Genomic DNA, 26,511 nt, shown 5'->3' on the forward strand with positions numbered 1-26,511 from the left:
GAAAACGAGGTGGATTGTCAAAAATTTTATCGAATTACGGTTAAGGGCGGAACCAGTCTGCGGCTCTGCTCCGGCTTTGTTTCCGCATTTCGGCGAAGTCCGCCGCTTTTGTGGCGCGCTCGCGGGGCGAGAGGCGCGTGTCTCGAATCGTTCAGGCAGAGGCGCGCAGGGAAAGCTTGGTCGCCGGGGCAGATTTCTTGGCGATGAAAGCGTCACGTCGTGCGCCACGGCTCCAGGGCATCTCCACCTCGGTCTTTTTTGCCTCAGCGATCATGGATGTCATCCAACGGCGGTTTTTCATGGCTGCTTTCATGGGACTGCTCTCACATTTCCTGCACTGTTTCGGTGCCTGTTTCTGACTTGAGAACAACATGCCCCGGGCCTTCGGCGAAAATACGGCGACTGGGGTGAAAAACTGACGGGGTCTGGGGCCGATTTTTTTGGGAATTTTGGGGAGGGCGCTCAGGGGCATTAACCTTAAGAAAATTAAGGTTAATTCTGGTTTCTGAAAAACAATGAGGCGGAAGGTGCAGGATTGTTTCTGGCGAAAATGGGGCAGCGTGGTGCCGCATTCCTGCCCAAAACAGCACGTGCTGCAAACAGGTTTCAGAGGCGGATCAGAGAAATGAGTCGCCCGTAATCGGCCTCTTTGCGATGCACCGAACGGCGATAGGAATAGAACCGCTCCGGGTCGGAATAGGTGCAATGCCGGGTCCATTCGGCCTGACCGACCCCGGCCTCCCGCAAGCGGTGCAGACCGTAAGCAGGCAGGTCGAACTGATAGCGATCCCCCTCGCCGTTGGCAAAGAACCGGGCGTTGTCTGGCGCCTCAGCGATGAAATCCTCAAGGAATTCAGGACCCACCTCATAGGCGCGTTGCGAAATCGTCGGGCCGATGATGGCGGTGATATCCTCGCGATGGGCGCCTAAGGCCTCCATCTCGTCGATCGTCGCCTCCAGAACCCCGCCAATCGCGCCTTTCCATCCGGCATGCGCCGCGCCGATGACGCCGGCTTTCGGATCGGCAAAAAGCACCGGCTGGCAATCGGCGGTCAGGATCACAAGCGCCAGACCAGGCTGATCGGTCACCAGCGCATCGCATTTCGGCGCCGCTCCGTCTTGCGGTCCGGTGACACGGGCGACATCGGCAGAGTGCACCTGATGCGCAGCGCAAAGATCGTCATAACTCAGCCCAAGCGCGCCCGCCGCCCGGCTGCGGTTGATCTTGACGATATCGGCCTGATCCGTCGATCCCAGCCCGCAATTGAGCCCGCCAAACACCCCCGACGAGGCCCCGCCCTTGCGGGTGAAGAACCCGTGCTGAATGCCGTCCAGCGCGTCAGAGGTGATGATTTCGAGGTTCATATGTCTTATCCCGCGTCGAATCCTGGGGGCATTTTATCCGGGCTGGGGGCGAGGGCCAGCGCTTTGAAAAGGGTTCCCATTTCTGTGGGCGAGGTCAACCGGTCAAATGCGCGGGTGTGGCTTTCCAAGGCCTCGCCGCTCAGTTTTGCGGCAAGTGCTTGCGCGCGTTCTGAGATGCCCAAGCGCGCCAAAAGCAGCCCTTGTGGGATCATCTGAGACGGGACGACGCCTGACCGTTGTGCCGCCTGAGCCAGCGCCTCGAAATCCACATGTGCGGTCAGATCGGCCTGACCGGGGCGGGCGAGGGGATCGACCATCTCGTGGGCTTCAAGCGCTTGGAACGTATCGCCCAAAGAGTGCCAGTCACCATAATCGACAAAGATCGCAGCGCCGCCATGGTCGGCGATCCGCTGGGCGATCTCTGTGACGACGGGCGCAGCACTGGGACAGGTTTCGACCACATCGCCGTCTGTCGTATCACCAAGCCGAGGCGCCAGTTCGGCCAGCGGCGTGGGCGCCGAGAGGCCCAGCGTTAGCGCACCGTCTTTCAGTCCGACCTGCGTCTCGGCCCAGCCCTCAGCCTTGCGGGTGAATTGCCGGATCGGCAGAGCGTCGAAAAATTCGTTGGCGATCAGCCACAAAGGCGCGTCCGGCAGCTCCGCCACATGATCGCACCAAGTAACCTCGTAGCCCGCAAGACGGTCCCTTTGCGCGGCGCGCAGCGTGGGAGAGGCCTCAATCAAATGCACCCGCATCGCATCATGCATCCCCGGCACGCCTTTGGTGGCGCGCAAGATGTCGGCCATCAAAGTCCCACGTCCGGGGCCGATCTCGGCGAGCGTAAAGGGCGCGCGCGCGCCTTGGCTCAGCCAGCTTTGCGCCAGACACAGCCCCAGAAGCTCGCCGAACATCTGACTGATTTCGGGCGCGGTGGTGAAGTCGCCCGCCGCGCCCAAAGGATCGCGCGTGGTGTAATAGCCATGCTCCGGGTGCAGCAGGCATTCCGACATATAATCGGCCAGTGAGATCGGCCCGGTGTGCGCGATCCGGCGGGTGAGACTGTCTTTGAGGGCGGTCATGCTTTCTTGGCTCTGAGCATGAAGAACAGCCCCAGGAGGATCATCGGCAGAGACAGGATTTGCCCCATCTGCATCCCGAGGAAGACGGCGCCGGTGGGGTTCTCTGCCGTAATGAATTGTGCGTCGGCCTGACGGAAGAACTCAACGATGAAACGTGACAGACCGTAGCCCGCAAAGAACAGCCCCATGATAAAGCCCGGACGTTTCAAGGCGCCGGTGAACCAGACGAGGGCCAGGATCAGCGTGCCGAGAATCAGCCCCTCCATCCCCGCTTCATAAAGCTGCGAGGGGTGGCGGGCACACAAGGGACCGACGTTGGCGCAGGCCTGCGCCTCCATGCCGGGGAATATCACCGCCCAAGGCCCATCCCAAGGCTTGCCCCAAAGCTCGGCATTGACGAAATTCGCGAGCCGCCCAAGCAAAAGCCCCGGAGGCGTGGCCATCGCCAAGAGATCGCCCAGCGACAACAAGGGCTTACTGTGCTTGCGGCCCCAGATGAACGCCGCGACGACAACACCCAGAAATCCGCCATGAAAGGCCATGCCGCCCTTCCACACCATCGGGATTTCCCAAGGGTGGCTGAGGTAATAGCCGGGATTGTAAATCAGCACGGAACCAAGCCGCCCGCCGACGATGACACCCAGAATAAGCCATGTGAGCAGGTCTTCGAACTCTTCCTTGCTCATCGGCGCGGTGCCATCGGCCCAAAGTCGCGTGGTTTTCAGCGCGCGCAGGATGAGAAACCATCCGATCAGGAAACCGCCAATATAGGCCAGCGCATACCAATGCAGCGCAAAGTGGATCGGTCCCAGATTGATCTCGAAGATCACCGGGGAGAGGTCGGGAAAATTCAGAACGGCAGGGGTCAAATTCAACATGCGCGCAACTGTCGTCAGAGGCGCGCGGAAGTCAACCTTGCGATTTGTGCATTCGCGCCCCATATAGATCACAGACATTCACGACTGCGCCGGAGGCCGCCATGCAGACTCGCAACAAGATCCTTGATGACTTCTCGCAACTCATGACCAACGCCATGGGTGTGGCCCAAGGCGCCAAGGATGAGGCGGAAACCGCGATGAAAAGCCTTGTCGACCGTTGGTTGGCGGATCGCGATTTCGTCACCCGCGAAGAATTCGACGCCGTGCGCGGCATGGCGCAAAAGGCCCGCGAAGAGAACGAAGAGCTGAAAAAGCGTCTCGAGGCTCTTGAGGCCGAGACAAAAGCCTGATCCGGCCGACCCGTCTCAAATGCGCGCGAAAAGCTCCCGTTCAGGGGGCTTTTTTTCTGTCCACAGCGGGCTTTGAGAGGATGTGGAAAAAACAGGCATCCTGTGGATGGCTGTCGATTGATGGGGATAACATAAATATTTCGCTTTACAGATTTGGTGCTTTCGTCACACCATATCTAGTAAGGGAGGTGCTGCATACGCCGACCCTTAGAGCAGGCACCAAGTCTTAGTGGAAGCCACCGTGATGTCACAAAGGGGGGATGTCGCTGCGCCACGACAGACGCAAAACAGACGAGGCCCGTGTATGTCGCTTATTGAGCAGAGCTTTTCTACCGAAATTCACCCGATCGATCTGTGTGAGCATCTTTGCGAGCACAATGACTGGGAATTCGACCGTGTCGCCGACGACCAGATCGCCATGGCGGTCGAGGGGCAGTGGCGCACCTATTCGATCACGCTGGCCTGGTCCGATTTCGACGAGACCCTGCGGCTGATCTGCACCTTTGAAATGGAACCGCCCGCGGAGAAGCTGCCGCAGATCTACGAAATTCTCAATCGCGCCAACGACCAGATCTGGACCGGCGCCTTCACCTTCTGGCCCGAACAACAGCTCATGGTCTATCGCTACGGCCTCGTTCTGTCGGGCGGTCAGGTCGCGGGCGCAGAACAGGTGGATCGCCTGATCGGTTCCGCCGTGGGGGCCGCCGAGCGGTTCTACCCGGCCTTTCAACTCGCCGCTTGGTCTGACCGTTCGCCTGAAGAGGCGATGGATGTTGCGATCCGTGAGGCTTACGGCCGCGCGTAACTGCGCAGAAATGTAGAGGGCGGGGTGCGTTGCGCTCCGCCTCTCGCTTGATAGAGTGCCCCCTGACGCCCTCAGGGGGCTTTTTATTGTGCTAGAGAGGGACGAGATTATGGACGATCTGAAAACGCGCGGTTTGGTGCTTTTGGGCTGCGGAAAAATGGGCTCGGCGATGCTCAAAGGCTGGCTTGATGGTGGTTTGCCGCCCAGCTCCGTCACTGTGCTCGACCCGCATCCCTCTGATTGGCTGCAAGGCACCGGTGTAAACCTCAATACGGATTTGCCGAAGGATCCAGCCATCGTTCTGGTGGCTGTGAAGCCGCAGATGATGGGCGACGCGCTTCCGAAACTTCAGGCGCTGGGCAATGGCACAACGGTGTTCCTCTCTGTGGCCGCAGGGATCACCTTGACGACATACGAAGAGATGCTGGGTGACAAAACCCCTATCGTGCGCGCTATGCCCAACACACCGGCCGCCATCGGGCGCGGCATCACCGGAATCGTCGGCAATGCTGTGGCGACGGCCAAAGATGTCGACCTGGCCGAAAGCCTGTTGCAAGCGGTGGGGCAGGTGGTGCGTCTTGAGACCGAGGCGCAGATTCGCCCGCTGACCGCGATTTCCGGCTGTGGCCCGGCCTATGTGTTCCATCTGATCGAGGTGATGGCTGCGGCAGGTGAAAAGGCCGGTCTCTCTGCGGAGATGGCGATGCAATTGGCCAAGGCCACCGTGGGCGGGGCCGGGCAACTTGCTGAAATGTCGGACGAAAACCCGGCGCAGCTGCGCATCAATGTAACCTCGCCGGGCGGCGTGACCGCCGAGGCGCTGCGCGTGTTGATGGATGAGGAAACCGGCTTCCCCGCGTTGCTGGAGCGCGCCGTCGAGGCCGCGATCAAGCGCGACGAGGAATTGGCATGAGCGAAGATAAAGCCGCTGAGATCAGCTTTGACGACTTTCTGAAGGTGGATATTCGCGCGGGCACGGTGGTCCGCGCGGAACCCTACCCGGAGGCCCGCAAACCGGCGATCAAGCTCTGGATCGATTTTGGCCCGGAGATCGGCGAAAAGAAATCCTCCGCGCAGATCACCGTGCATTACACGCCCGAAACCTTGGTCGGGAAACAGGTCATGGCCGTGGTGAATTTCCCGCCGCGTCAAATTGGGCGGTTCATGTCTGAGGTGCTGGTTTTGGGCTTCCCGGACGCGGAGGGGGCGATTGTTTTGGCCCAGCCGGGGCTGTCTGTGCCGAATGGCGGACGGCTGCACTAAGGACTTTTGAGTTGCGGCGAGGCCCTCTCGCCGCATTCTTTTACGAGAACCTGAACGGGTTAACGCCCTGTCATAAACGGCACCGACATCCTTAACGCCCTGTCACAATTCCCGCGAAGGCCTGTCACAGTCTTTAAGAGACCGTAAACGAAGGATGATCGCCCGTCGCCTCGCGCCAGTGCTTGCGGCAAAGCGAGACATAGCGTTCGTTGCCGCCAATATCGACCTGCGCCCCCTCGGTCAGCACCATGCCGTTCTCAGACATGCGCACCACCATGGTCGCCTTTTTTCCGCAATGACAGATCGTGCGCACTTCGCGCATCTCATCGGCCAGCGCCAAAAGCGCCGCCGAGCCGGGAAACAGATTGCCCTGAAAATCGACGCGCAGCCCATAGGCCATCACCGGCACTTTCAGATCGTCGACCACGCGCGCCAGCTGCCAAACCTGTTCCTCGGTCAGAAACTGCGCCTCGTCGATAAAGATACAGGCCAGCGGCCCCTCTTTCAGACGCGTCTCGATCTTGGCGAACATATTCTCGTTTTCCTCGAAGGTGTCCGCCTCATCGCCAATGCCGATCCGGCTTGCGATGCGCCCCGCGCCCGCCCGGTCGTCGAGTTTCGCGGTGATGAGATAGGTGTCCATTCCGCGTTCGCGGTAGTTGTAGGAGGCCTGAAGCAGCAGGGTCGACTTGCCTGCGTTCATGGTCGAGTATTGAAAATAGAGCTTTGCCATGCGCCGTTCTGTGCCAGATCACACAGGTCGGGATCAAGCGGGCAATGCGTGCAAAACTCCAGGAATATGAAAAACTTGCCGTTCAACGGCTCTGTTGCGGGAAACTAACGGGTGGAAGCCTGAGAAAAACTCGTGACCATGTCCGGCGTTTGCCTGACGGCAAAGGGGATGAGGGTGCCGGGACCAAAACTATAAAACCTGTTTTCTCGAAAAACACTCCCACCCGATCCGATGCGTGTTTGCATCGAATACTCTCTAACGCCCGCAACAACAGGTATATGCTTGTATGTCATGCGAAAATCGGGAATTTAATGGGAAATGGTTTATGGAATTCCCCATGGGATGGACGACGTAAGGGGTTGGGACACGCATAATGGATGCTGCTGGGAACTATCTGAAAAAACACACCGAAGCGCTGGTCAAGGACGTCGGTTTGGAGGCTGCATGTGCGCTGACTGGGAAGTCGAAGGCGACTCTCGGGCGCTATTACTCCACTGCGGATGAGCATTCGGACCGGTTCATTCCGGTCGATGCCGTGGCGCAGCTTGAATCGGCGGCGGGCTATCCGCATGTGACCTCCGCTTTGGCGGAGTTGAAAGGCATCGCGCTGTCTTATGATGCGGCACGTAATGAACACCCCAAAGAGGGCGGTGTGAACACCGATGTGGTTGCCCTTTCGCAGCGGTTCGCCATGCTGATGGCCGAATACACGGATGCGATCGAGGACGGGATCATCACCATCAATGAGGCCAAGCGCCTGCTGCGTGAGACGCTTGAACTGCAACAGGTGCTGATCAACATGAAGCTGCACCTTGAGCAGGAAGCCACTTGATAAGCCGTTGATCCAAAAATAAAAAAGGCGGCCTTTGGAGCCGCCTTTTTCATGTCTTCACCTTAACCGCGGCGCCTTTGCCGAGAGGGGCGGCCTTTCGCGCCGCCCGGTTTGCCAGCGGGGTTTCCGCCCTGTTTGGCGCGCGGTTTGCCGCCTGAGTTGGCGCCACGCGGACCACCACCACCACGACGACCGCCTTGCTGTTTTGGCTTCGGCTCCGCCTTCATCCCATCGGCGGCCCAGGACGCAGAGGTGGCCACCGGAATCCGGATTTTCATCACTTTCTCGATGGCACGAAAATCGTCAAGCTCGGTCGGCGAACAGAAGGCCACGGCCTTGCCGTCACGCCCCGCACGCGCTGTCCGCCCGATGCGGTGCACGAAGTTTTCCGGCACATTCGGCAGCTCGTAGTTGTAGACGTGGCGCACCGCCGGGATGTCGATCCCGCGCGCGGCCACATCGGTCGCGACCAACACCTTGAGCTTGCCGGATTTCGCTGCGGCCAGGGTGCGCTCACGCTGGCCCTGAGATTTATTGCCGTGAATCGCGCCCGCTTCGAATCCGTCACGCACGAGGTTCTTCGCCATCCGCTCCGCGCCGTGTTTGGTGCGGGAAAACACCAGCGCCAATTCGTCGGAGTGATCGCAAAGCAGCTCTTTCAGCAGCTCGTATTTGTCCGGCTGCGGGATGAAGTGCACCTCCTGGTCGATCTTGTCGGCGGCTTTGCCCGGAGGCGACACCTCGATGCGGATCGGCGAGGTCAGGTAGCTTTTCGCGATCTCGTTCATGTCTTTCGACATGGTGGCGGAGAACAGCATGGTCTGGCGTTCTTTCGCCAGCATCGGCACCAGTTTACGGAGCGCATGGATGAAGCCCATGTCGAGCATCTGGTCGGCCTCGTCCAAGACAAGGAAGGTCGTCTCGTCCAGACGCACCGCCTTGCGATCAATGAGGTCCATCAAACGGCCCGGCGTGGCGACGAGAATATCGGTCCCACGCTCCAGACGGTTGATCTGCGCATTGATCGAGACGCCGCCCACGACGCGGTTGAGTTTGAGATGCGAGCCCTTGATGAAAGGGAACAGCCCGTCGGCGATCTGGTTCACCAGCTCGCGGGTCGGCGCCAGGATCAGCGCGCGGACGGTTTTGGGCGCGGGTTTCGAGCCATCACTGTAACACATGTGCAAGAGCGGCAGGCCAAAGGCGAGCGTCTTGCCCGTCCCGGTTTGTGCGAGGCCCATCACATCGCGGCCCTGCATCACTTCGGGAATGGCGCGGGCTTGAATGGGGGTCGGGGTCTCGATGCCGATCTCTTTCAAGACATCGAGCAGCTTCGGCTTGAGGCCGAGCATGGAAAAATCAGTCATATCTGTCCTTTGGTGGGAGGCCCACACGCTAGACGCACCCGCATCTCGCGGGCACTTGGTTGGTCGCGGAAAAGGTCTCCGGAGCGCGCCATATGCCCACCCCGTCTTTCCGCCGGACCCCTTGCGTGATGTTGGGAACCTGTGGGCACACTCTGTCAAAGAGACCGCCCGATATTCCACCCGGCGCGTCAAACGCGGCTGCTCACGCGGCAGCACGGGGTAGGAATGTCGCTCAAATGGGGCAGAGCGGGGGAGAAGTCAAGAGCGGGGGTGATTCTCATAAATCATGAGCACTAGTGTTTTTGTGCTTGAAGCCGTCATAGAACACGTCTCGTTCACGGTGTGTTCATGATATTTTAGGGATTTTTGCTTTTTTTTGTGTGTAACTGTTACTAAGTTGCGCTAAAGTTTTTGTGTTGACTTATAGCGGTGCCGCCGGTAATTGCCGCTGCAACTTTTATGGGGAGTGCGAGAAATCGTATCTTAGATAATGACTGAGAGAGCTTTTGATGATCTGGCGAAAACGCTGTTCGCTGGTGAGAACACGGTAACTGACGTTAAATTAATGCCAGGAACGAAAAAAGACGTTTCTGTAGAAGAACTCTCTGGCGCATTGTGGCAATCCATGGAGCGTATGGGCTTGATTAAAGATGGTGTTTTGATTAATAAAAACGCTCAATAAAGATCGAGCCAGAATAAGCAATATTTGATAGGTTCGAACGTTAAGTTCGAGCCTTTTTTATTGGATACAGCAATGACGCAGACCAAACGCGGATTTATCGAAAGTCTTCAAGTCAAAGATACGCTTTTGAGCCCCTATGAAATTTCCCAAGAAATGCGTTTGGCGATTGGTTGTGTTTCTGTGTGTTCGTTTGATGAGCAGCTTCAAATTGAACATTTTCGTGGGTACATGATCCGACATAAGAAACGAGACCGATCTCCAGAGAACCCTGAACTCTATGACTGTGTTGTATCGACTAATCAGAGTCGAGCGTGGCAACACATTGTTTGGATTAAGGAAATCTTGCATATTTTTGACCAAGAAAAACAAAGAACTCAAAGAGCTGATGCTCTCAAAGAAATGCTTTTAAGCCGTGATACAGGTACGCCTAGTAACGGTTCCACTGGGTTAAATGTTATCGCAGACAAAGAGGGACTGGTTCTCGCACTAGGTAGCGCTGTTCCCCGACGATACCGCACAGTATTGCGCGATCAAGAGTTTTTACAGCGTTACACACCCGAACAATTAGAAGTCATGCTGACAGTACCAAAAGAAAAAATGGCTTTTCTTTTGGATGCTGAATTTGAAGTTAAATTCAATAGTGCTCTTGAAAATTGTTAGATTAGGTTTTGGCGGAACAATTTGTTCCGCCAATTTCTTTACACGTCCTGCAAGCTCAACACCTCAATATCCCCTTCCAACCGCGCCTTGATCGCCATCGCGGCGGCGTGGCTGGCGGCGGCGGTGGTGAAATACGGGATCTTGTCGTAGAGCGCGACGGAGCGGATTTCGCGCGAGTCATCCAAGGCTTGCTGGCCTTCCGTGGTGTTCAGCACCAAAGCGATCTCGCCGTTTTTCATCATGTCGACGATGTTCGGACGGCCCTCGTAAACCTTGTTCACGATCTGGCTCTCGATGCCATTTTCCTTGAGGAATTTGGCCGTGCCGCGGGTCGCGACGATTTCGAAACCCAGATCCACAAGCGTTTGCATCGCTTCGACCATCTTCGGTTTCTTGTCGTAGTTTTTCACCGACAGGAAGACCTTGCCCGAGCGCGGCAGATCGGTGCCTGCGCCCATTTGCGCCTTGAGGAAAGCCCGCGCAAAGCTCTTGTCCGCGCCCATGACCTCGCCCGTGGAGCGCATTTCCGGGCCGAGAATGGTGTCCACGCCGGGGAACCGGGCAAAGGGCAGGACGGCCTCTTTCACAGCAAAGCGACCCGTCCCTTCGGGCGCGACCAGATCGAATGTGTCGAGCTTCTCGCCCGCCATAACGCGCGCGGCGATGGAGGCGATGGGGCTGTTCACGGCCTTCGCGACAAAGGGCACGGTGCGGGACGCACGCGGGTTCACCTCGATGAGGTAGATCACGTCGTCTTTCACGGCGAATTGCACGTTCATCAGACCCACGACGTTGAGCTCAAGCGCCAGCGCTTCGGTCTGACGTTTCAGCTCTTCGATGATCTCGGGTTTGAGAGAGTAGGGCGGCAGCGAACAGGCGCTGTCACCGGAGTGGACGCCCGCTTCCTCGATGTGCTGCATGATGCCCGCGACGTGGACCTTTTCGCCATCGCAAAGCGCATCGACGTCGATCTCGGTCGCACCTGACAGGTAGTGGTCCAACAGAACCGGGCTGTCGCCGGAGACGACCACGGCCGACGAGATGTAGCGCTTGAGCTGCTCCATATCGCGGACGATTTCCATCGCGCGCCCCCCCAGTACGTAGGACGGGCGGATGACCAGCGGGAAGCCGATACCAGCCGCAATTTCAATGGCTTCCGCGTCGGTGGAGGCGATGCCGTTGGTCGGTTGCTTTAGCTCCAGACGGTTGACGAGGTCCTGGAACCGCTCGCGGTCTTCGGCCAGGTCAATCGCGTCCGGCGAGGTGCCGAGGATCGGAATGCCTTCGGCCTCCAAAGCGTTGGCGAGTTTCAACGGCGTCTGACCGCCGAACTGAACGATGACGCCGTGGAGCGTGCCGTTTTCCTGTTCGACACGCAGGATTTCCATCACGTGTTCAAAGGTCAGCGGCTCGAAATAGAGTCGATCGGAGGTGTCATAGTCGGTCGACACGGTCTCCGGGTTACAGTTGATCATGATCGTCTCGTAACCCTGTTCGGTCAGCGAGAAACAGGCATGACAGCAGCAATAATCGAACTCGATACCCTGGCCGATCCGGTTCGGACCACCGCCCAGAATGACGACTTTCTTGCGATCCGACGGCCGTGCCTCGCATTCCACCTCACCCATCATCGGGGCCTCGTAGGTGGAATACATATAGGGCGTTTGCGCCTCGAATTCGGCGGCACAGGTGTCGATGCGTTTGAACACGGCGGTGACACCGAGGTTGCGACGCGCACGGCGCACATTGGCCTCGTCGCGGCCCGTCAGTTTCGCCAGACGCGCGTCGGTGAAGCCCATCATCTTGAGCTTGCGCAGGCCCTCTTCGGTGACCGGAAGGCCATCGCGTTTGACCTCGGCTTCGGCCACGAGAATCTCGCGAATACGGGCGAGGAACCAGGGATCAAAGCTGTTGATCTCCTGAATTTCCTCGTCGGAGAAGCCAAAGCGCATGGCTTGGGCAATCACACGCAGACGATCCGGCGTGGCTTTTGCCAGCTCGCGGGTGACGGATTTGTCGATCTTTTGCTGTGCGGCCTCATCGGCGCCCAGAAGGATACGCGGAAGCGTGGTCGCGGCGCCGTCGGCCTCGACAATGTCGGCGGCTTTCGGCATTTCCGGCAGTTCGATCTCGTCAAAGCCGGTTAGACCCGATTCCATTGAGGACAGCGCTTTTTGCATCGACTCGTGGAAGGTCCGGCCAATCGCCATGACCTCGCCCACGGATTTCATCGCGGTGGTGAGGTTCGGTTCGGAGCCCGGGAATTTCTCGAAGGCGAATTTCGGAATCTTTGTGACGACATAGTCGATGGTCGGCTCAAAGGACGCGGGCGTCACCTTGGTGATGTCGTTGTCCAACTCGTCGAGCGTATAACCCACGGCCAGTTTCGCGGCGATTTTCGCAATCGGGAAACCCGTGGCTTTCGACGCCAGAGCGGAAGAGCGCGACACGCGCGGGTTCATTTCGATCACAACCATGCGGCCGTCGACCGGATTCACAGCCCATTGCACGTTGGAGCCGCCGGTTTCGACGCCGATCTCGCGCAGCACGTTGATCGAATGCGTCCGCATGATCTGATATTCTTTGTCGGTGAGCGTCAGCGCAGGGGCCACGGTGACCGAGTCGCCGGTGTGCACACCCATCGGATCGACGTTCTCGATGGAACAGACGATGATGGCGTTGTCAGCGGTGTCGCGCACCACCTCCATCTCATATTCTTTCCAGCCCAGAAGCGACTCATCGACGAGAATCTGCGCCACCGGAGAGGCCTCGAGACCCGAGCGACAGATTTTCTCGTAGTCGTCGCGGTTGTAGGCCACGCCACCGCCGGTGCCGCCGAGCGTAAAGGCGGGGCGGATGATGGCCGGAAGGCCGATGTGCTCAAGCGCATCCATGGCGATCTTCATGCCCGCACCGATGTCGTATTTGCCGCTCTCAAGCTTCGGCGCGGCGACGATGTCGGCTTTCGGATTCTCGATGCCGAGACGGTCCATCGCCTCGCGGAACAGCTTGCGATCCTCTGCCATTTCAATGGCTTCGCGTTTCGCGCCGATCAGCTCGACGTTGAATTTCTCCAACACGCCCATGTCGGCGAGCGCCAGAGAGGTGTTGAGGCCGGTCTGACCGCCCATGGTGGGCAAAAGCGCATCAGGGCGCTCTTTCTCGATGATCTTGGCGACGACTTCCGGCGTGATCGGCTCGATATAGGTCGCATCGGCCATGTCTGGATCGGTCATGATCGTCGCGGGGTTGGAGTTCACCAGAATGACCCGGTAGCCCTCTTCCTTGAGCGCCTTACAGGCCTGCGCACCGGAATAGTCGAATTCACAGGCTTGCCCGATGATGATCGGCCCCGCACCAATGATCATGATGGAGGAAATATCGGTTCTCTTCGGCATGGCAGACCCCGGACTATGTTTGAGCAGCTTCGACACGTGCCGAGCAGGGCGCGCGCAAATTGTCGTGGGTTATAGTCATGACGGGCGAGGGTGCAAGGGCGGATTTCCCGGAATCTGCATGAGATACCATTCAGTAGCGGTGACAAGGATCGAAGCTGTCGAGAATTTGCCATAACAACGATCCCAAAAAGGCCTTAATTCGTCGCGATGAAGGTCTTTGATCAAGACGTGGTGTGCCACATCGCGGGCGAGAATCGCCTTGGTGGATCGCAGATTTTAAATAGTAGTCATTGGGGCGTTTGACGATGCAGACTATGCTAAAACCTTTTGAGCCGCTCTCCGGGCCGGCCTTCTTAGGTCTTTTGACGCTGATGTATGCTTTCATCGGTGCCTTGTTTCTCGTCTTGCTTGGAGCCAACCCGCTTGCTTTGATACAAGGACTGGTGCTTGCTCTGCCGGGGTTTGTGCGCCTTGCGTCGGTTTTCGCGCCCACTTGGGCCTATATCGTTCTGGCGATTGCATTGGTCCTTTGGGGCAAGGCCCGCGAGTTCAATCTGACGAAAATTCTCCAGATTGTCGCCGCGATTATGTACTGTTCTATCTTCACTCTGATGTTCAGTCTTGTGAAAAACAAACTGACAATGGTTGTGCCTTTCTGGGCAGATGACATGTTCACGCAATTGGACCTGTTTTTGCATTTCGGACATAACCCAAGGGATTTCCTGGCGGGTCTGTCACGGTATAACACCCATAAGCTTTACGCTTTTTACATGAACTCCTGGGTTTTCGTGGCGACTTTTCTGCCCGTTCTCCTGATCGCCTTTGACAGGAACGAGACCCGTGTGCGCCAGTTTATCGGGCTCTGGGCAATTTGCTGGATCGGTCTAGGTAACATCATGGCGCTGATCTTCATGTCCGCCGGGCCGATTTTCGCGGGACTGGCGACGGGGGTTGATGTAGAGGTACATCGGTCGGTGGTGGCGCTTTTGGAGCGCCCAGACGCCAAAGCGCTCCTTGCTGTGCGCGACGATCTCTGGGGGGCTTATGCCGAGAGTATGCATATGGTGGGGTCGGGCATCTCAGCTTTTCCGTCAGTTCACGTCGGAATGGCAACTGTTTGCGGCCTCTATCTTTTGCGCCTTGGCCGTGATCATCAAAATGCATTTGTTGCGCCAATGTATGGTCAGGCCTTTGGTCATGCCATGCGACTGGCGGCTTTGGGACTGATCGGGGCCTTCCTCGTGCTCTCCGTTTATCTTGGCTGGCATTATGCGGTTGATGGTTATGCCTCACTCTTTGTGATCTCGGTTTGCAATTGGATGATGCTGCGCCGCGAGGTTCGGGTTCCGGTCGCCTGCGCGCCAATCCCTGCTGAATGAAACCTACATTAATTGGATCGAAGCCCGTGCTGCTTTCCCCCTGAGGCTTGACTTTCCGCGCTGGGCCTTGTGTATCAGCGCGAGCGTTTTCGAAACGATTGCCCACATCTCCTAAAGGGATCCGATCCATGCATGTCTACCGCAGCCATACCTGCGCCGAATTGAACAACTCCAACGTGGGCGACAGCGTGCGCCTCTCCGGCTGGGTGCATCGCATCCGGGATCATGGCGGCATTCTTTTCGTCGATCTGCGCGACCATTACGGTATGACGCAGGTGCTTTGCGACCCGGACAGCCCGGTGTTTTCCGAGATGGAAAAAGTCCGCTCCGAATGGTGTATCCGCATCGATGGCACGGTGAAGGCGCGTGATGCGGAGCTGGTGAACCCGAAACTCCCGACCGGCGAGATCGAGGTTTTCGTGCGCGATCTCGAGGTGCTGGGCGCCTCCGCCGAGCTGCCGCTCATGGTCTTCGGCGATCAGGAATACCCGGAAGAGACTCGTCTCAAATACCGTTACCTCGATCTGCGCCGTGAGCAGATGCAGAAGAACATGGTGATGCGCTCTCAGGTTGTCCAAGACCTGCGTCAGCGCATGTGGGGCAACGGGTTCAACGAATTCCAGACGCCGATCATCACGGCGTCCTCGCCGGAAGGCGCGCGTGACTTTTTGGTGCCCTCCCGTTTGCACCCGGGCAAATTCTACGCCCTGCCGCAGGCGCCGCAGCAGTTCAAACAGCTTCTGATGGTCTCGGGCTTTGACAAATATTTCCAGATCGCGCCGTGCTTCCGTGACGAAGACCCGCGTGCGGATCGTTCGCCGACGGATTTCTACCAGCTCGACATGGAAATGTCCTTTGTCACGCAACAGGACATCTTTGATGTGATGGAGCCGGTGATCGCCGACATGTTCGACAAATTCGGCAAGGGCCGGAAATCGAACCGCGATTGGCCGCAGATTTCGTACAAAGACGCGGCGCTTTGGTACGGCACCGACAAGCCGGACCTCCGGAACCCGATCAAGATGCAGGATGTCTCCGAGCACTTCCGTGGCTCTGGTTTTGCGATCTTCGCCAAGCTCCTCGAACAAGAGGGCAATGAAGTCCGCGCCATTCCGGCGCCGAAAGGCGGTTCGCGCAAATTCTGCGACCGGATGAACAAATTCGCCCAACAAGAGGGCCTGCCGGGGATGGGCTATATCTTCTGGCGCGATCAGGGCGACGGTATGGAAGCCGCCGGACCGCTCGCGAAAAACATCGGCCCGGAACGCACCGAGGCGATCCGTCAGCAGTTGGGTCTGGAAGTGGGCGATGCGGCCTTCTTCCTCGGCGGCAAGCCGAAGAGCTTTGAGCGTGTGGCGGGCAAGGCCCGCACCGTGATCTGGGAAGAGACGCCGAAAGCGCCCGAGGACGAGAACTGGCGCGATGCGTTCAAATTCGCCTGGATCGTCGATTTCCCGATCTACGAGCAGGACGAAGAGACCGGCAAGATCGACTTTGAACACAACCCCTTCTCCATGCCGCAGGGCGGGATGGACGCGCTTTTGGGCGATCCGCTCAAGGTGCTGGGCAACCAATATGACCTGGCCTGTAACGGCTACGAGCTGGTGTCGGGCGCGATCCGGAACCACAAACCGGAGATCATGTTCAAAGCCTTCGAGATCGCGGGCTATGGCAAGGATGAGGTCGAGAAACGCTTTGGTGGCATGGTCAACGCCTTCCAATACGGCGCGCCGCCGCACGGGGGCTGTGCTTTGGGCATCGACCGCGCGGTGATGATCCTCGCCGATCAGGACAACATCCGCGAAGTCATGCTCTTCCCGATGAACCAACGTGCCGAAGACCTGATGATGGGCGCACCGTCGGAGCCGACAAATGAACAGCTCCGCGAGTTGAACCTGCGGGTCATTCCGCAGGAAGACTAAGCCGCTCGGTTCGGTTTAAAACAGACATCAAAAAAAGGGCGCGGAACATTCCGGCGCCCTTTTTCTATGGATGGACCGAAGCTGTTATACGACTTTGCGTGGCTCGATCCGGGATTGCACAAGCCCCGCGATCCGCGCCACGTCGGAGCCGTAGGGCATGCCTTTTTCGCGATGATAGACCAGTGCCTGTGCCGCCACTTCCATCTCCGCATCCCCCGCCGTGCGCGCGACACCAGAGAGAAATTGCGCGATGTAATCCAAAAGATCTTCGCCGCCGTCGGTGGTCAGAAGATCGGCGATATGGACGAAATCATCCTGAAGCGCGATGGGGTCGGGGTTGATCATATCGTCGCTGACGGCATGAAGCCCCTCGGGGCGCACGTCCTCGGGCAGACAGGAGAGAACGCATTCCTGAAAGGCACCCAGAGACGAAATCGGTTTTTCGATGAACCCGTCGGCACCGGCCGCAATCGCCAGAGCCTCCGCCCCGCTGTCACCCGACATGCCCAACACCACATCGACGCGCGGACGGGCGTGGGACAGTTCGTCGATCAGCTCAGCCCCGGAGCCGTCCGGGAGGCCGAGATCGACGATCACCACATTGGGACGATAGACGCGCAGATGCTTGCGTGCAGAACTCAGGCTGTCGGCCCGTCGAATGCGCGCGCCTGAGCGCAGACACAAAAGCCGCATCGCTTCCGAGGCAAATCGGCTGTCTTCGACAACCAAAACGGTCAGTCCAAGGAGCGGGCGCTCCGCGGTCGGGGCCTGTATCGTCAACAGGCGTTCAAGTTCATCACTCATTGTTCAGCTCCATCCAGTGCGACTCGGAGTAAACCGCAGAACTGGTGAATGACTGGTTAACCTTGAGACGGGACGGTCAATGTGAGCGTTATCTGGTCCCTAAATGCCTTGCGGGAACCCCGGTCTCGGGCGATAAACGGGCGGATATTTCATGGAGGAAGAGAAATATGATCGGTCGCCTGAATCACGTCGCCATTGCCGTGCCGGACCTCGAAGCCGCATCTGCGCAATATGCCAACACGCTGGGCGCCAAGGTGAACCCGCCGCAGGACGAGCCGGATCATGGCGTGACCGTGGTCTTCATCGAGCTGCCGAACACCAAGATCGAGCTGCTCTATCCTCTGGGGGAGGAGTCCCCAATCCAAGGGTTCCTCGACAAGAACCCGGCAGGGGGCATTCACCACATCTGTTACGAGGTCGACGACATCCTCGCCGCCCGCGACAAGTTGAAGGAAGAGGGCGCGCGCGTGCTTGGCTCTGGCGAGCCGAAAATCGGCGCCCACGGCAAGCCGGTGCTGTTCCTGCATCCGAAAGATTTCAACGGTTGTCTGGTCGAGTTGGAACAGGTCTGAGATGGGCATCACCTCGGCCATCGTGCTCTACGCGGTGACATGGTTCATGACCATGTTCGTCGCCTTGCCGATCGGACTCAAGACCCAGGGAGATCTGCGCCATGAGAACGGCATCGACAAGGTCGAAGGCACCCATGACGGCGCGCCCGCGAATTACAACCCGAAGCGCAAAGCACTTTGGGTGACGGGTATTGCGACGGTGATCTGGGGCGTGCTGGTTGTGATCATCACCTCTGGCTGGATCAGCTGGCACGATCTCGATTGGACCGCGAAGCTGCCGTCAGTGGCGGACAGCTGAGCCGGGTGGCTCTGATGTCTGTGCCTTGCCTTCGAGCCGCATGAACATATGCGTGAAGGTTGCGGCGCCCAGAACTGGGATCAGCAGATTGACCACAGGAATGGTGAGCGGGATGGCCATCAAGGCCCCCGCCAGCCAAATCTCCGGCATATGGCGTTTGCGCGCGGCCTTGGCGCCCTCGCGGCCCAGCCGGCGCATGGCAACCATCTGAAAATATTCGCGGCCTAAAAGAAAGCCGTTCAAGGCCCAGAAAATCACGGGAGCGGCGATGTTGAGGATCAGGTAAAGCACCAAGGCGATCAGGTTTGCCACGACGATCACGCCCAGAAAACCCAAGGAATCCATGACGATATCCGACAGGCTCTGACGCGGCACCTCGGGCAATCCGGGGTAATGCACGTCCTCGACGGCCTCTGAGACCTCTTCGAGGAAAATGCCGGTAAATGCCGAGGCGACCGGCACCATCAGGAACACGGAAAGTCCGATCATCAAGAAAAACGAGCCGATGGAAAGCGCGTTGTCGATCCATGTGATCTCGCCGATGAAGGGCAGGGTGAAGGTGTCTGGGACGAAGACGCCGATCACCCAGACAAAGGCCAGATAGATCGCCACCAAGAGCGCGACAGTGAGGCCGAGACCTTTGAACAGCACGGATTGAAATCGCTTGTCGCCCAACTGGCCGAGCGCCTTGGAAAAATCGCTGAACATCACGCGGAGACCCACTCGACGATCTGATCGAGATCGGGGCGGGGCCGTTCCGGCGGTGCCATGGTCTCCGTGCCGATATGGATGAAGCCAGCGACGCTTTCGTGTTCGGCCAGGCCCAAGCCCTTTTCGCAGAAAGAGCGGTCATGCGAAGCCCAGCCCGACAACCAATTCGCGCCCCAGCCCGCAGCCAAGGCCGCATTCAACAGCGACAGGCAAACGGCGCCCGCAGAGTAAAGCTGTTCGCAGTGGGGGACTTTTTCGCTGTCTTTCGGGGAAAACACCACGGCCACGGCGAGATCGGCGTCGCAATATTGGCGCTTGGCTTTCTCGATCTTCTCCGGCTCGATGCCGAGCTTTGCCGCCAAAGGTTCGATGCGCCCCGCCAACCGGGTGAGCGCGGCTTTTTCCAATACGATGAACCGCCAAGGTTCAAGTTTGCCATGATCCGGCGTGCGCGCGGCGGCGGTCAACAGCGTCTTGAGCGTGCCGCGATCCGGCACAGGTGTGGTGAGCGTCTTGGCCGGACGGGACCGACGGGTCAAAAGAAAATCGAGCGCTGCGGGATTGGGAGCGGGCATGGGAGGCCTTTCATCTGCGGGTCCTGCAACATGTCGGCGTTTTTGTCGGTGTTTTCAACCGCGCAGATGGTAAAGGGAGGCATGGATAAGATGGAATTGAAAGCAGCGCTTGAGGCCGCCGTCGTCGACGGGATGCTGTCGGTGCGCGTGACGCCCAAGGCCTCGCGCAATGCGGTGGTGGTCGAAGAGGGGCCGGAAGAGAGGCCCGAAGAGAGTTTGGTGCGGGTCTATGTGACGACGGTGCCCGAAGGCGGCAAGGCGACGAAAGACGTCATCAAGCTCCTGGCCAAGGCAATGGGCCGGGCGAAATCGACGCTGACGCTGGTCCGCGGCGAGACCTCGCGGGACAAGGTGTTTCGGGTGGAGTAACGCTGGGGGCCGGGCGAATTTCCAGTTGGAGCCCAACTTGACGAATGCTGCGTGGCTCACGAATGTCGGCTTCGGAATGAAGCTGTAACCACGCGTCCTACTAACCAAGCTTACGCCGCTGTAGAGACGCAATCACGTTATCTAGTCGCGCAAGTAGGTCGTCGTAGGTCAAAATGTCTACCATATTCGCGTATTGCCGTTTAATAACCTCCAGATCGAGCTGATGATCGCGCGCCCGTCCTCGAATTCTGCGAGCTATGGGCGTTTGCCCCATGATAATTAATCCTTTGGGGTTGGCAATTCGGATCGAAAGCCCATCTGGGAGATCGGTCCGAAACTTCTCGGTCAGCTTTTGTTCGCCTTTGAGACCCCACTTGGATAGATGGAAAAGGTATTTTTCGGTCTGGACTACGGCACCGGTCAACTCACGAGTGGGAACAAAGTTGTCGCGGTAGAGTGTCCGACCGAGAACTGCCGCTGCGGAAGGTTTCTTGATCTCGATAACGTCAAGCGCCCCACTGGCATCCACAAGGCAAAGATCGATTTCACGTTTCGTGGAGCGTAGAGGATCGGAATAGACATCAATGACCGGCACGCTCTCGAGTGCAGCTATGTATTTCGGGAAGATAAGCAAAACGATCTTGGCAATCATACGCTGCCAGTCCGCTTCGCTGCGGTCTTCCTCTTCTTGCAGCCATTGCGAGATGAGGTTGCGCAAGTAGAGGTACTTCTGGATCTCAGCCTCGAAAAGTACGTCCTGTTCTAACGGTCTGTCAGTGACAATAGAGACGCGACGATTAAGGTAACGCTCGTATGCCTCCCGTGCGCTTTTCATCGGCTGGATCGCTTCGCCAACAACCGCATCGACGCGGGCCAACGCATAGCGGTTCATCTCGCCTGAATTCGGGAAATTGGCCAAGAGTTCTTCGAACAATTCGGGGGGAATCGCCGCCTCGATCTCCTCTGGATCGCCAACGACTATGGGACTTTCACCCTCTTTTAGCTGCGCGATCCGTCCGAAGATATTAATATAGCGTTCTGCCACAAACGTCTTTCGTTCAAGTTCGACGGCGTCTTTCTGTAGCCAGACATCGTTTCGGATACCCAGCAGGCGACCGGCGATGCGATGATATCCATTCTTGCTCTTTGCGAACCTGAATCTCAAGACTTCCTGATCGTCGATCTCAGCATCACGAATTGCTTCTTCACTAAGCAGTCGATCAGCGTCAATTAGGTCGCTTTTCTGAAAACGGAATACACGGGAAATTCGGACTCTACCTGACTTGCGAAGTTCGCTGAGGACCCACGCATTACTGTTGAACTCAGACGTGTATTCAAAAATGACCTTGGACTTTCGGGTATTAAAGTCAATCAAATGCAATAAATACCTCCTATTTAATGTGCCTATGGCCTTCACTCTACAATTTGCGGGCCTGACACAGGAGCCAATCAATAGAATCAATAGTAGATGGGCAGCGTCGAGAAACTTTGTCGGTGCTTTATGCCTCATTGGAACGCTCGGCGAAAGCAGACGTTGGAATGGCGTCTCCGAAAGCCCGCTCCGTCCCGCACAACGGACATCAACTCAAGACCATCCCGCACGCCACCTTAGGACATAGCCAGCCCTGTCATTCCTCCACCGGAGACAACCGATAAGCCCCCTCCGGCAAATCAAGCGCCGCGCCCAGATCACTCAGCTGTTGCAGCGAGAGCGTGATCTTATGGGTGCGGTCCGTGCGCGGGTCGTGTTGTTCGACCGTCACGCATTCCGCGAAGGCCGAGATGATGACATCTTCGAGAAGAGGGGCCGCGCCCTCATCCACTATGGTGACGACCGTCGCGTCGAAATCGTGTTCGATGGTAAACATGAGGCGATGCTGCACCTGCGGCCCGGCAAAAGCAAGAGGCTCTCAGCGATCATTCGCGGAACAGGACACAGTATGTTCTGAGCTACAGCGATGTGACTGGCCAGCGGCTGCGCTTGCCGCTAAATTTGGGCAAAACGTGTCGGAGACTGAAAAATGTATCGTGCAGGCCTTTCCCTCTTGGTGGCAGCCACCCTCGCGGGCTGTGTCGAAACCACAACCGTGCCGAGCGCGCCCGTGACCGCTCCGGTGAGCCGGTCCTCCGGGCCGGGGTTGACGACAACGGATTTCCAGCGCGTCGTGTCCCGGGTCGAACCCGTGGCGGAGCGGCAATGCCGCAGAGAGGCGCAGGAGGCGAATTGCGATTTCAAGATCGTTCTGGAAACCGATCCCCGCGCGCCCTCGAATGCCTGGCAGACGCTGGATGATCGCGGGCGCCCGGTTCTGACCTTCACTTCGGCGCTCTTGAAAGATGTGCAAAATGACGATGAACTGGCTTTTATCATGGGCCATGAAGCGGCGCACCATATCTCCGGCCATATCTCCCGCACCCAGCAGACCGCACTGACGGGGGCCATTCTGGGTGGCATTCTGGTCTCCGCCATGGGCGGCGATGCGAATGCCGTGTCCAGCGCGCGCGACATCGGTGCCACGGTGGGGGCGCGGCGCTATTCCAAGGATTATGAACTGGAGGCCGATCGATTGGGCACGGTGATTTCCTATCACGCAGGCTATGATCCTCTGCGCGGCGCGGCCTATTTCACCCGCATCCCCGATCCGGGCGATCAGTTCCTCGGCTCGCACCCGCCGAACGGCCAGAGGATCGAGACCGTGCGGCGCACCATGGCCACGCTCTAAATTCGCTCACGCCGGCCTGTGACGGGGCCTGTGACGGGACCTGTGCGAATAATCATGATCTGACCCAACCTCTGTCCAGATTTTGCCGTCTTCTGCGCCCAGATCGGAAGACGCCCGTCGTTAACCTTAACGCGGGCTTGCAAGATCGGGCAGAAGGCGCAGAGGGCCAGTTCAAAAGATGGCAATTCAAATCACCGGCGACATGATCGGCACCTATGGCTCCGCCTCTTTGAACGGCACGAACCCACCCAATCTCGAACTCACGGTCTCCGGCGTCACCCCACTTGGGACCTCGGAGGATATCTATTACCTCGAGGTCTATCAGAACCCGTCTGACACCTTCACCAACGGCCAGTTCTGGCGGCTGACCGATGCCGATGGCAATGTCATCATGGAGGGGCTGAACCCCGACAACAACAATGACCAAAACATGGGCGCAGGCGACGAACATGTTCTGTTCCAGAACGGCTATATCCTCGACATCTCCGGGCTGGATGGGGCGACGATGGTTTACACCTCGGCGGATGAGGTCGCAGCCCCCTTCAGCGGCAATTACGATGGCGAGTTGCAGGTGACAGAGGTCGAAGACGCGATCTGTTTCGCGGCAGGCTCCGTGGTGCGCACGGGCCTCGGACCGAAACCCATCGAAGACATCGCCGTGGGCGATCTGGTCTGGACGGCCGATCACGGAATGCAACCGGTGCGCTGGGTCGGGCGATCAAAGATCGACCTGACGCGCGCGCCGGATTTAGCGCCGGTCGAGATTTTACGCGGTGCGCTGGACCGTCATGTGCCGCGTCGCCCTATTTTGGTCTCGCCGCAGCACCGCGTGCTCGTCACCGGACATCGCGTGCGGCTTTACGCGGGGCTCGAGGAGGCTCTGGTGCCCGCGCGGTGGTTGATCAACGGCGAGACCATCCGTCAGCGGACCGACCTGACCGAGGTGACCTATGTGCATCTGATGTTCGATCGTCATGAGCTTTTGGACAGCGGCGGTCTGATTTCCGAGAGCTTCTTTCCGGGGGCAACCACATTGGAGACGCTGGAGCAGGCCGCCCGCGCGGAGCTGTTCCGAATTTTCCCGGTGCTGCGTCTCTTTGGCGAAGCCGCCGCCGTGCCTTTGGCACGTCCCGAGATTCGGGGCAGCGTGGCCGCTCTTTTCGGGCGCGCGGCGTGATTGTTTCGGAAAATCCGTAAACAATGCCTTAATTCTTCGCGGTTTTGAAAGAAAACCCGCGAAAACCCGCCCCCGATCCCGCAGTTGATCAGGATCAAAGAGGCGCTTCCCCCTCCATGGTCTTTTCCTCGTGGGATGTAAAAACGCATATCATCGGAGGCTGTCATGACCAAATTCGGGACATTTGAGACCCACGCGCGCCTTGTGGCGCGTATGGCGGGCGCTTTGGGCGTCGATCTGGAAGAGCGTGCGCAACGGGGCGAAGAGCTTTCTGAGACCGAGGCCAGGAACCGCGTTTATCGCTGCCTGAGCTGCACCGCCCCCGATATGTGCGTCAAGTTTCTCGATGCCCAGGCCGAGCTGGACGCCCCGGCCATGGCTGCACCGCGCTACTGCCGCAACAAAGCCGAGCTTGAACGTCTCGCGGCCACTTGAGCCGCCTCACGGGTGCCAGAAGCGCCCCAAATTAAAATGGAGGAAGATATGACGACAGACATCCTTCCGCGCTTGAAACCGGGATCCGCCTGCCTCATGCATGGCATGGCCGACCGGCTTGGCGCAGATGTGGTGCGTGCCGCCGCATCCGGTGAAATCTCGACGCAGGAACTGGCCGATATGGAGGTCCGCTGCGGGCAATGTACCCAGCATGACGCCTGTATCCTGTGGCTGCTCGACCATCAGGGGCCGCAAGAGGCGACCCCGGACTATTGCCTGAACACGCAGGAATTGAACTACGTGCGTGCGGTTCAAAACCAGCTTGCGGCTGAGTAAGTCGCTCTCCCGCAGATGAGAAAGGGGCCGGTGAGGCCCCTTTTTTTGATGCGTCAGTCCCGCGCTGCCGCGCCCTGACCCTGACCGCCCAGAGAGGTCCCGTCAGACGCCAGCACGGAAAACGCCTGCATCTGAGCCCGCACATTGTCGCCCGCCAGATCGGCGACGGTGCTCTCGGGCGAGGCGCCGCTGTAGCCCGCGTCTTCCAATCGGGTCACCAAAATCTCACCCGTCGTGTCAAAGATCGGCCCCAAGGTGGTCAGGCTCTCATCTGCGAATTTCGAGAAGGCTGCGAATTGCGGTGGGCCACCACGGGCCTGAGTCTGATCTGGCACCAGATAGGCGCCAACCGTCAACACCACGCCCAAAGCGATGATCCCGATCGCCAGCGGGCGTTTGAAATAGGTCTTGAACGCGCGCCAGTTCAACACGACGTGCAGCCCGACCACGACCATCATCGCCAGCCCGATGATCTCATGCATCCAGCGCCCGGCGGAGGTGATGAAATGGAAATACCAAAGCACGCCCGTGACGCCGACAATGGTGAATGTGGCGATGGTGAGCGGCGTGGCGAATTTGCGTAACGTGGACATGGTGTAAGCCTTTCTTGTCTCTGCCCTCTTCTACGCGCGCGCGCGTCTCTTCCGTCGCTTGCCTTGGCCTTTTTCCTCGCCCATGCTCGGGCAGGGAGGAGACATATGAAAGGCAAAGCGATCTACACCGCGAAACGGCTGGTCCTGCGCACCGTCTGGAGCGTGGCGGGGCTGCGCTATGCGTGGCGCTCGGAGCATTCGTTCCGCACCTGGGTCTGGGCCAATCTTATCGCCGGGTGTGTGGCCTTTGTCCTTGATCTGAGTGCGTTGGAGCGCGGGCTGGTGATCGCACTGGGGCTTTTGATCTTGGCTGCCGAGTTGTTGAACACGGCGATTGAGGATGCGGTGGATTACATCTCGGATCGCGAACATCCTCTGGCCAAAACCGCCAAGGACGCGGGCTCCGCCGCGGTGACGGTGACCGCGATTGCCGCCGGTGTGGCATGGCTGGCGGTTCTGATCTCATGATCCTATAAGCGGTTCATGCAGATTTATGACGGCATCATATCCGACCGCGGCTCGAAATATGCGGTCTCCGGCGGCGCTTGTGGGGCCGAGGAAGAGGCCAAGGCCTTTCTCAAAGAGCTCTGCCGCAAAAAGAAATTCGCCAAGGCCACGCATAACACTTGGGGGGTGATCCTGCCCGATGGCACGCCTCTCAAGAATGACGACGGCGAAAGCGGGGCGGGGATGGTGATCTTGCGGATGCTGGAGCGCGAGGGCGTGACCGGCCAGATTGTCGTCGTAACACGCTGGTATGGCGGCAAACACTTGGGCGGCGACCGGTTTCGCCATGTGCAGGATGCGGTGCGGTATTACCTCGACCGGCTTTGAATGCGTGTTTGCCGTTTCTTGTGCCATCGGTAAATCAGCGGCGCGAGCACGCGGTCATAGGCGAATTCCGACAGGGGGCGGATCACCGGCCAGCCCGTCACCCGCGCGAGCCAGCGATAGCGCGGCATCTCGGCCCACAGCACCCGAAACGCGGGCATGCCGGACAGGAGCTGCCCGTCCTTTTCCACATACAACCTCTGCGCCGCGACATCCGCATCCATGCTCCAACGCGCGGCCTCCGTGTTCAGATCGTCAAACCGGATCGGCAGCGCGCAACGCTCCGCGTAGCCTTTGTAATGGTTGATTTCAAAGGAACAGACCGGGCATTGGTCATTATAGAGAACTTTGGTCTTTGGCTCTGTGTCGCTCAT

Annotated in this window: 32 protein-coding genes; 18 read left to right on the top strand and 14 right to left on the bottom strand. The window is 58.5% G+C overall.

What is annotated here, in order from left to right:
- Positions 1–151 precede the first annotated feature (151 nt).
- The 4 genes from HCZ23_RS18185 to lgt all read right to left on the bottom strand — a co-directional run bounded on the left by HCZ23_RS18185 (position 152) and on the right by lgt (position 3,322).
- Positions 152–283: a hypothetical protein gene (locus HCZ23_RS18185; protein WP_303048515.1), complete on the bottom strand. Its 132-nt coding sequence runs from the start codon at positions 281–283 to the stop codon at positions 152–154.
- 323 nt (positions 284–606) lie between these two features.
- Positions 607–1,365 carry a peptidoglycan editing factor PgeF gene (pgeF, locus tag HCZ23_RS00455; protein ID WP_167599736.1) on the bottom strand — a complete coding sequence of 253 codons (759 nt, stop codon included), beginning with the start codon at positions 1,363–1,365 and terminating at the stop codon, positions 607–609.
- Positions 1,366–1,370: 5 nt separating this feature from the next.
- Complete coding sequence (locus HCZ23_RS00460) at positions 1,371–2,444, bottom strand: class I SAM-dependent methyltransferase (RefSeq protein WP_167599737.1); 1,074 nt, start codon at positions 2,442–2,444, stop codon at positions 1,371–1,373.
- Positions 2,441–3,322 carry a prolipoprotein diacylglyceryl transferase gene (gene lgt / locus HCZ23_RS00465; protein ID WP_167599738.1) on the bottom strand — a complete coding sequence of 294 codons (882 nt, stop codon included), beginning with the start codon at positions 3,320–3,322 and terminating at the stop codon, positions 2,441–2,443. The genes HCZ23_RS00460 and lgt overlap by 4 nt, the downstream gene beginning before the upstream one ends.
- A 101-nt stretch (positions 3,323–3,423) precedes the next feature.
- On the opposite strand from lgt, the gene HCZ23_RS00470 reads away from it, so the two are divergent.
- The 4 genes from HCZ23_RS00470 (at position 3,424) to HCZ23_RS00485 (ending at position 5,740) form a co-directional block, all read left to right on the top strand.
- Positions 3,424–3,672, top strand: coding sequence for an accessory factor UbiK family protein (locus HCZ23_RS00470; RefSeq protein WP_167599739.1), 249 nt, complete (start codon positions 3,424–3,426; stop codon positions 3,670–3,672).
- 304 nt (positions 3,673–3,976) lie between these two features.
- Positions 3,977–4,477 (top strand): YbjN domain-containing protein, encoded by a 501-nt coding sequence (locus HCZ23_RS00475; protein ID WP_167599740.1) that lies wholly within the window; start codon positions 3,977–3,979, stop codon positions 4,475–4,477.
- Between the two features lie 109 nt (positions 4,478–4,586).
- Positions 4,587–5,390, top strand: a complete 804-nt coding sequence (gene proC, locus HCZ23_RS00480; RefSeq protein ID WP_167599741.1) for a pyrroline-5-carboxylate reductase — start codon at positions 4,587–4,589, stop codon at positions 5,388–5,390.
- Positions 5,387–5,740 carry a tRNA-binding protein gene (locus tag HCZ23_RS00485; protein WP_167599742.1) on the top strand — a complete coding sequence of 118 codons (354 nt, stop codon included), beginning with the start codon at positions 5,387–5,389 and terminating at the stop codon, positions 5,738–5,740. The genes proC and HCZ23_RS00485 overlap by 4 nt, the downstream gene beginning before the upstream one ends.
- Positions 5,741–5,873: 133 nt before the next feature.
- On the opposite strand, the gene HCZ23_RS00490 is transcribed toward HCZ23_RS00485, so the two are convergent.
- Positions 5,874–6,473, bottom strand: a complete 600-nt coding sequence (locus tag HCZ23_RS00490) for a thymidine kinase (protein ID WP_167599743.1) — start codon at positions 6,471–6,473, stop codon at positions 5,874–5,876.
- A 373-nt stretch (positions 6,474–6,846) separates the two neighbouring features.
- Here HCZ23_RS00490 and HCZ23_RS00495 point away from each other — a divergent pair, with 373 nt between their 5' ends.
- Positions 6,847–7,305 carry a hypothetical protein gene (locus HCZ23_RS00495; protein ID WP_167599744.1) on the top strand — a complete coding sequence of 153 codons (459 nt, stop codon included), beginning with the start codon at positions 6,847–6,849 and terminating at the stop codon, positions 7,303–7,305.
- Between the two features lie 62 nt (positions 7,306–7,367).
- Here the strand turns inward: HCZ23_RS00495 and HCZ23_RS00500 are convergent, their stop codons facing one another.
- Positions 7,368–8,672, bottom strand: coding sequence for a DEAD/DEAH box helicase (locus tag HCZ23_RS00500; RefSeq protein WP_167599745.1), 1,305 nt, complete (start codon positions 8,670–8,672; stop codon positions 7,368–7,370).
- Positions 8,673–9,162: 490 nt separating this feature from the next.
- Between HCZ23_RS00500 and HCZ23_RS00505 the strand changes: the two genes are divergently transcribed.
- Both HCZ23_RS00505 and HCZ23_RS00510 read left to right on the top strand, forming a co-directional pair.
- Positions 9,163–9,354 carry a hypothetical protein gene (locus tag HCZ23_RS00505; RefSeq protein ID WP_167599746.1) on the top strand — a complete coding sequence of 64 codons (192 nt, stop codon included), beginning with the start codon at positions 9,163–9,165 and terminating at the stop codon, positions 9,352–9,354.
- A 72-nt stretch (positions 9,355–9,426) separates the two neighbouring features.
- Positions 9,427–10,014, top strand: a complete 588-nt coding sequence (locus HCZ23_RS00510) for a hypothetical protein (RefSeq protein ID WP_167599747.1) — start codon at positions 9,427–9,429, stop codon at positions 10,012–10,014.
- Positions 10,015–10,052: 38 nt separating this feature from the next.
- Here HCZ23_RS00510 and carB read toward each other — a convergent pair whose 3' ends face one another.
- The gene (gene carB, locus HCZ23_RS00515; protein WP_167599748.1) at positions 10,053–13,412 is read right to left on the bottom strand and encodes a carbamoyl-phosphate synthase large subunit; all 3,360 of its coding nucleotides are present in this window, start codon (positions 13,410–13,412) and stop codon (positions 10,053–10,055) included.
- A gap of 290 nt (positions 13,413–13,702) precedes the next feature.
- On the opposite strand from carB, the gene HCZ23_RS00520 reads away from it, so the two are divergent.
- Positions 13,703–14,791 carry a phosphatase PAP2 family protein gene (locus tag HCZ23_RS00520; protein WP_217703092.1) on the top strand — a complete coding sequence of 363 codons (1,089 nt, stop codon included), beginning with the start codon at positions 13,703–13,705 and terminating at the stop codon, positions 14,789–14,791.
- A 128-nt stretch (positions 14,792–14,919) separates the two neighbouring features.
- Positions 14,920–16,713 carry an aspartate--tRNA ligase gene (gene aspS, locus HCZ23_RS00525; RefSeq protein WP_167599750.1) on the top strand — a complete coding sequence of 598 codons (1,794 nt, stop codon included), beginning with the start codon at positions 14,920–14,922 and terminating at the stop codon, positions 16,711–16,713.
- A gap of 84 nt (positions 16,714–16,797) precedes the next feature.
- Here aspS and HCZ23_RS00530 read toward each other — a convergent pair whose 3' ends face one another.
- Positions 16,798–17,517 carry a response regulator gene (locus HCZ23_RS00530; RefSeq protein ID WP_167599751.1) on the bottom strand — a complete coding sequence of 240 codons (720 nt, stop codon included), beginning with the start codon at positions 17,515–17,517 and terminating at the stop codon, positions 16,798–16,800.
- Between the two features lie 167 nt (positions 17,518–17,684).
- Between HCZ23_RS00530 and mce the strand changes: the two genes are divergently transcribed.
- Together mce and HCZ23_RS00540 are read left to right on the top strand one after the other, a co-directional pair.
- Positions 17,685–18,089 (top strand): methylmalonyl-CoA epimerase, encoded by a 405-nt coding sequence (gene mce, locus HCZ23_RS00535; protein ID WP_167599752.1) that lies wholly within the window; start codon positions 17,685–17,687, stop codon positions 18,087–18,089.
- Position 18,090: 1 nt separating this feature from the next.
- Positions 18,091–18,387, top strand: a complete 297-nt coding sequence (locus tag HCZ23_RS00540; RefSeq protein WP_167599753.1) for a DUF1467 family protein — start codon at positions 18,091–18,093, stop codon at positions 18,385–18,387.
- Here the strand turns inward: HCZ23_RS00540 and HCZ23_RS00545 are convergent.
- Entirely contained in the window at positions 18,370–19,095 is a 726-nt protein-coding gene (locus HCZ23_RS00545) for an EI24 domain-containing protein (RefSeq protein WP_167599754.1), read from the bottom strand. The genes HCZ23_RS00540 and HCZ23_RS00545 overlap by 18 nt on opposite strands.
- The gene (locus HCZ23_RS00550) at positions 19,095–19,673 is read right to left on the bottom strand and encodes a nitroreductase (RefSeq protein WP_167599755.1); all 579 of its coding nucleotides are present in this window, start codon (positions 19,671–19,673) and stop codon (positions 19,095–19,097) included. The genes HCZ23_RS00545 and HCZ23_RS00550 overlap by 1 nt, the downstream gene beginning before the upstream one ends.
- Positions 19,674–19,754: 81 nt before the next feature.
- Here HCZ23_RS00550 and HCZ23_RS00555 point away from each other — a divergent pair, with 81 nt between their 5' ends.
- On the top strand, positions 19,755–20,042 hold the full coding sequence (locus HCZ23_RS00555; protein ID WP_175580855.1) for a DUF167 domain-containing protein: 288 nt from the start codon (positions 19,755–19,757) through the stop codon (positions 20,040–20,042).
- Positions 20,043–20,142: 100 nt separating this feature from the next.
- Here HCZ23_RS00555 and HCZ23_RS00560 read toward each other — a convergent pair whose 3' ends face one another.
- Both HCZ23_RS00560 and HCZ23_RS00565 read right to left on the bottom strand, forming a co-directional pair.
- Positions 20,143–21,423 carry a Shedu immune nuclease family protein gene (locus HCZ23_RS00560; RefSeq protein WP_254869836.1) on the bottom strand — a complete coding sequence of 427 codons (1,281 nt, stop codon included), beginning with the start codon at positions 21,421–21,423 and terminating at the stop codon, positions 20,143–20,145.
- Positions 21,424–21,670: 247 nt separating this feature from the next.
- Entirely contained in the window at positions 21,671–21,910 is a 240-nt protein-coding gene (locus tag HCZ23_RS00565; protein ID WP_167599757.1) for a hypothetical protein, read from the bottom strand.
- A 153-nt stretch (positions 21,911–22,063) separates the two neighbouring features.
- Here HCZ23_RS00565 and HCZ23_RS00570 point away from each other — a divergent pair, with 153 nt between their 5' ends.
- The 4 genes from HCZ23_RS00570 to HCZ23_RS00585 all read left to right on the top strand — a co-directional run bounded on the left by HCZ23_RS00570 (position 22,064) and on the right by HCZ23_RS00585 (position 24,713).
- The gene (locus HCZ23_RS00570; protein WP_167599758.1) at positions 22,064–22,765 is read left to right on the top strand and encodes a M48 family metalloprotease; all 702 of its coding nucleotides are present in this window, start codon (positions 22,064–22,066) and stop codon (positions 22,763–22,765) included.
- A gap of 178 nt (positions 22,766–22,943) precedes the next feature.
- Positions 22,944–23,942, top strand: coding sequence for a Hint domain-containing protein (locus tag HCZ23_RS00575; RefSeq protein WP_167599759.1), 999 nt, complete (start codon positions 22,944–22,946; stop codon positions 23,940–23,942).
- Positions 23,943–24,107: 165 nt separating this feature from the next.
- The gene (locus HCZ23_RS00580; protein ID WP_167599760.1) at positions 24,108–24,377 is read left to right on the top strand and encodes a DUF6455 family protein; all 270 of its coding nucleotides are present in this window, start codon (positions 24,108–24,110) and stop codon (positions 24,375–24,377) included.
- A 48-nt stretch (positions 24,378–24,425) separates the two neighbouring features.
- The gene (locus HCZ23_RS00585) at positions 24,426–24,713 is read left to right on the top strand and encodes a DUF6455 family protein (protein WP_167599761.1); all 288 of its coding nucleotides are present in this window, start codon (positions 24,426–24,428) and stop codon (positions 24,711–24,713) included.
- Positions 24,714–24,766: 53 nt separating this feature from the next.
- Here HCZ23_RS00585 and HCZ23_RS00590 read toward each other — a convergent pair whose 3' ends face one another.
- Positions 24,767–25,306, bottom strand: coding sequence for a DUF4405 domain-containing protein (locus tag HCZ23_RS00590; protein WP_167599762.1), 540 nt, complete (start codon positions 25,304–25,306; stop codon positions 24,767–24,769).
- 105 nt (positions 25,307–25,411) lie between these two features.
- Between HCZ23_RS00590 and HCZ23_RS00595 the strand changes: the two genes are divergently transcribed.
- Both HCZ23_RS00595 and HCZ23_RS00600 read left to right on the top strand, forming a co-directional pair.
- On the top strand, positions 25,412–25,774 hold the full coding sequence (locus HCZ23_RS00595; protein WP_167599763.1) for a diacylglycerol kinase: 363 nt from the start codon (positions 25,412–25,414) through the stop codon (positions 25,772–25,774).
- A gap of 15 nt (positions 25,775–25,789) precedes the next feature.
- Positions 25,790–26,140, top strand: a complete 351-nt coding sequence (locus HCZ23_RS00600; RefSeq protein WP_167599764.1) for a YigZ family protein — start codon at positions 25,790–25,792, stop codon at positions 26,138–26,140.
- On the opposite strand, the gene HCZ23_RS00605 is transcribed toward HCZ23_RS00600, so the two are convergent.
- Positions 26,122–26,511, bottom strand: coding sequence for a thiol-disulfide oxidoreductase DCC family protein (locus HCZ23_RS00605; RefSeq protein WP_167599765.1), 390 nt, complete (start codon positions 26,509–26,511; stop codon positions 26,122–26,124). The two genes, HCZ23_RS00600 and HCZ23_RS00605, sit on opposite strands and share 19 nt — an antisense overlap.

This window comes from Celeribacter sp. HF31 (genome assembly GCF_011806455.1).
Taxonomy (GTDB): Bacteria; Pseudomonadota; Alphaproteobacteria; order Rhodobacterales; family Rhodobacteraceae; genus Celeribacter.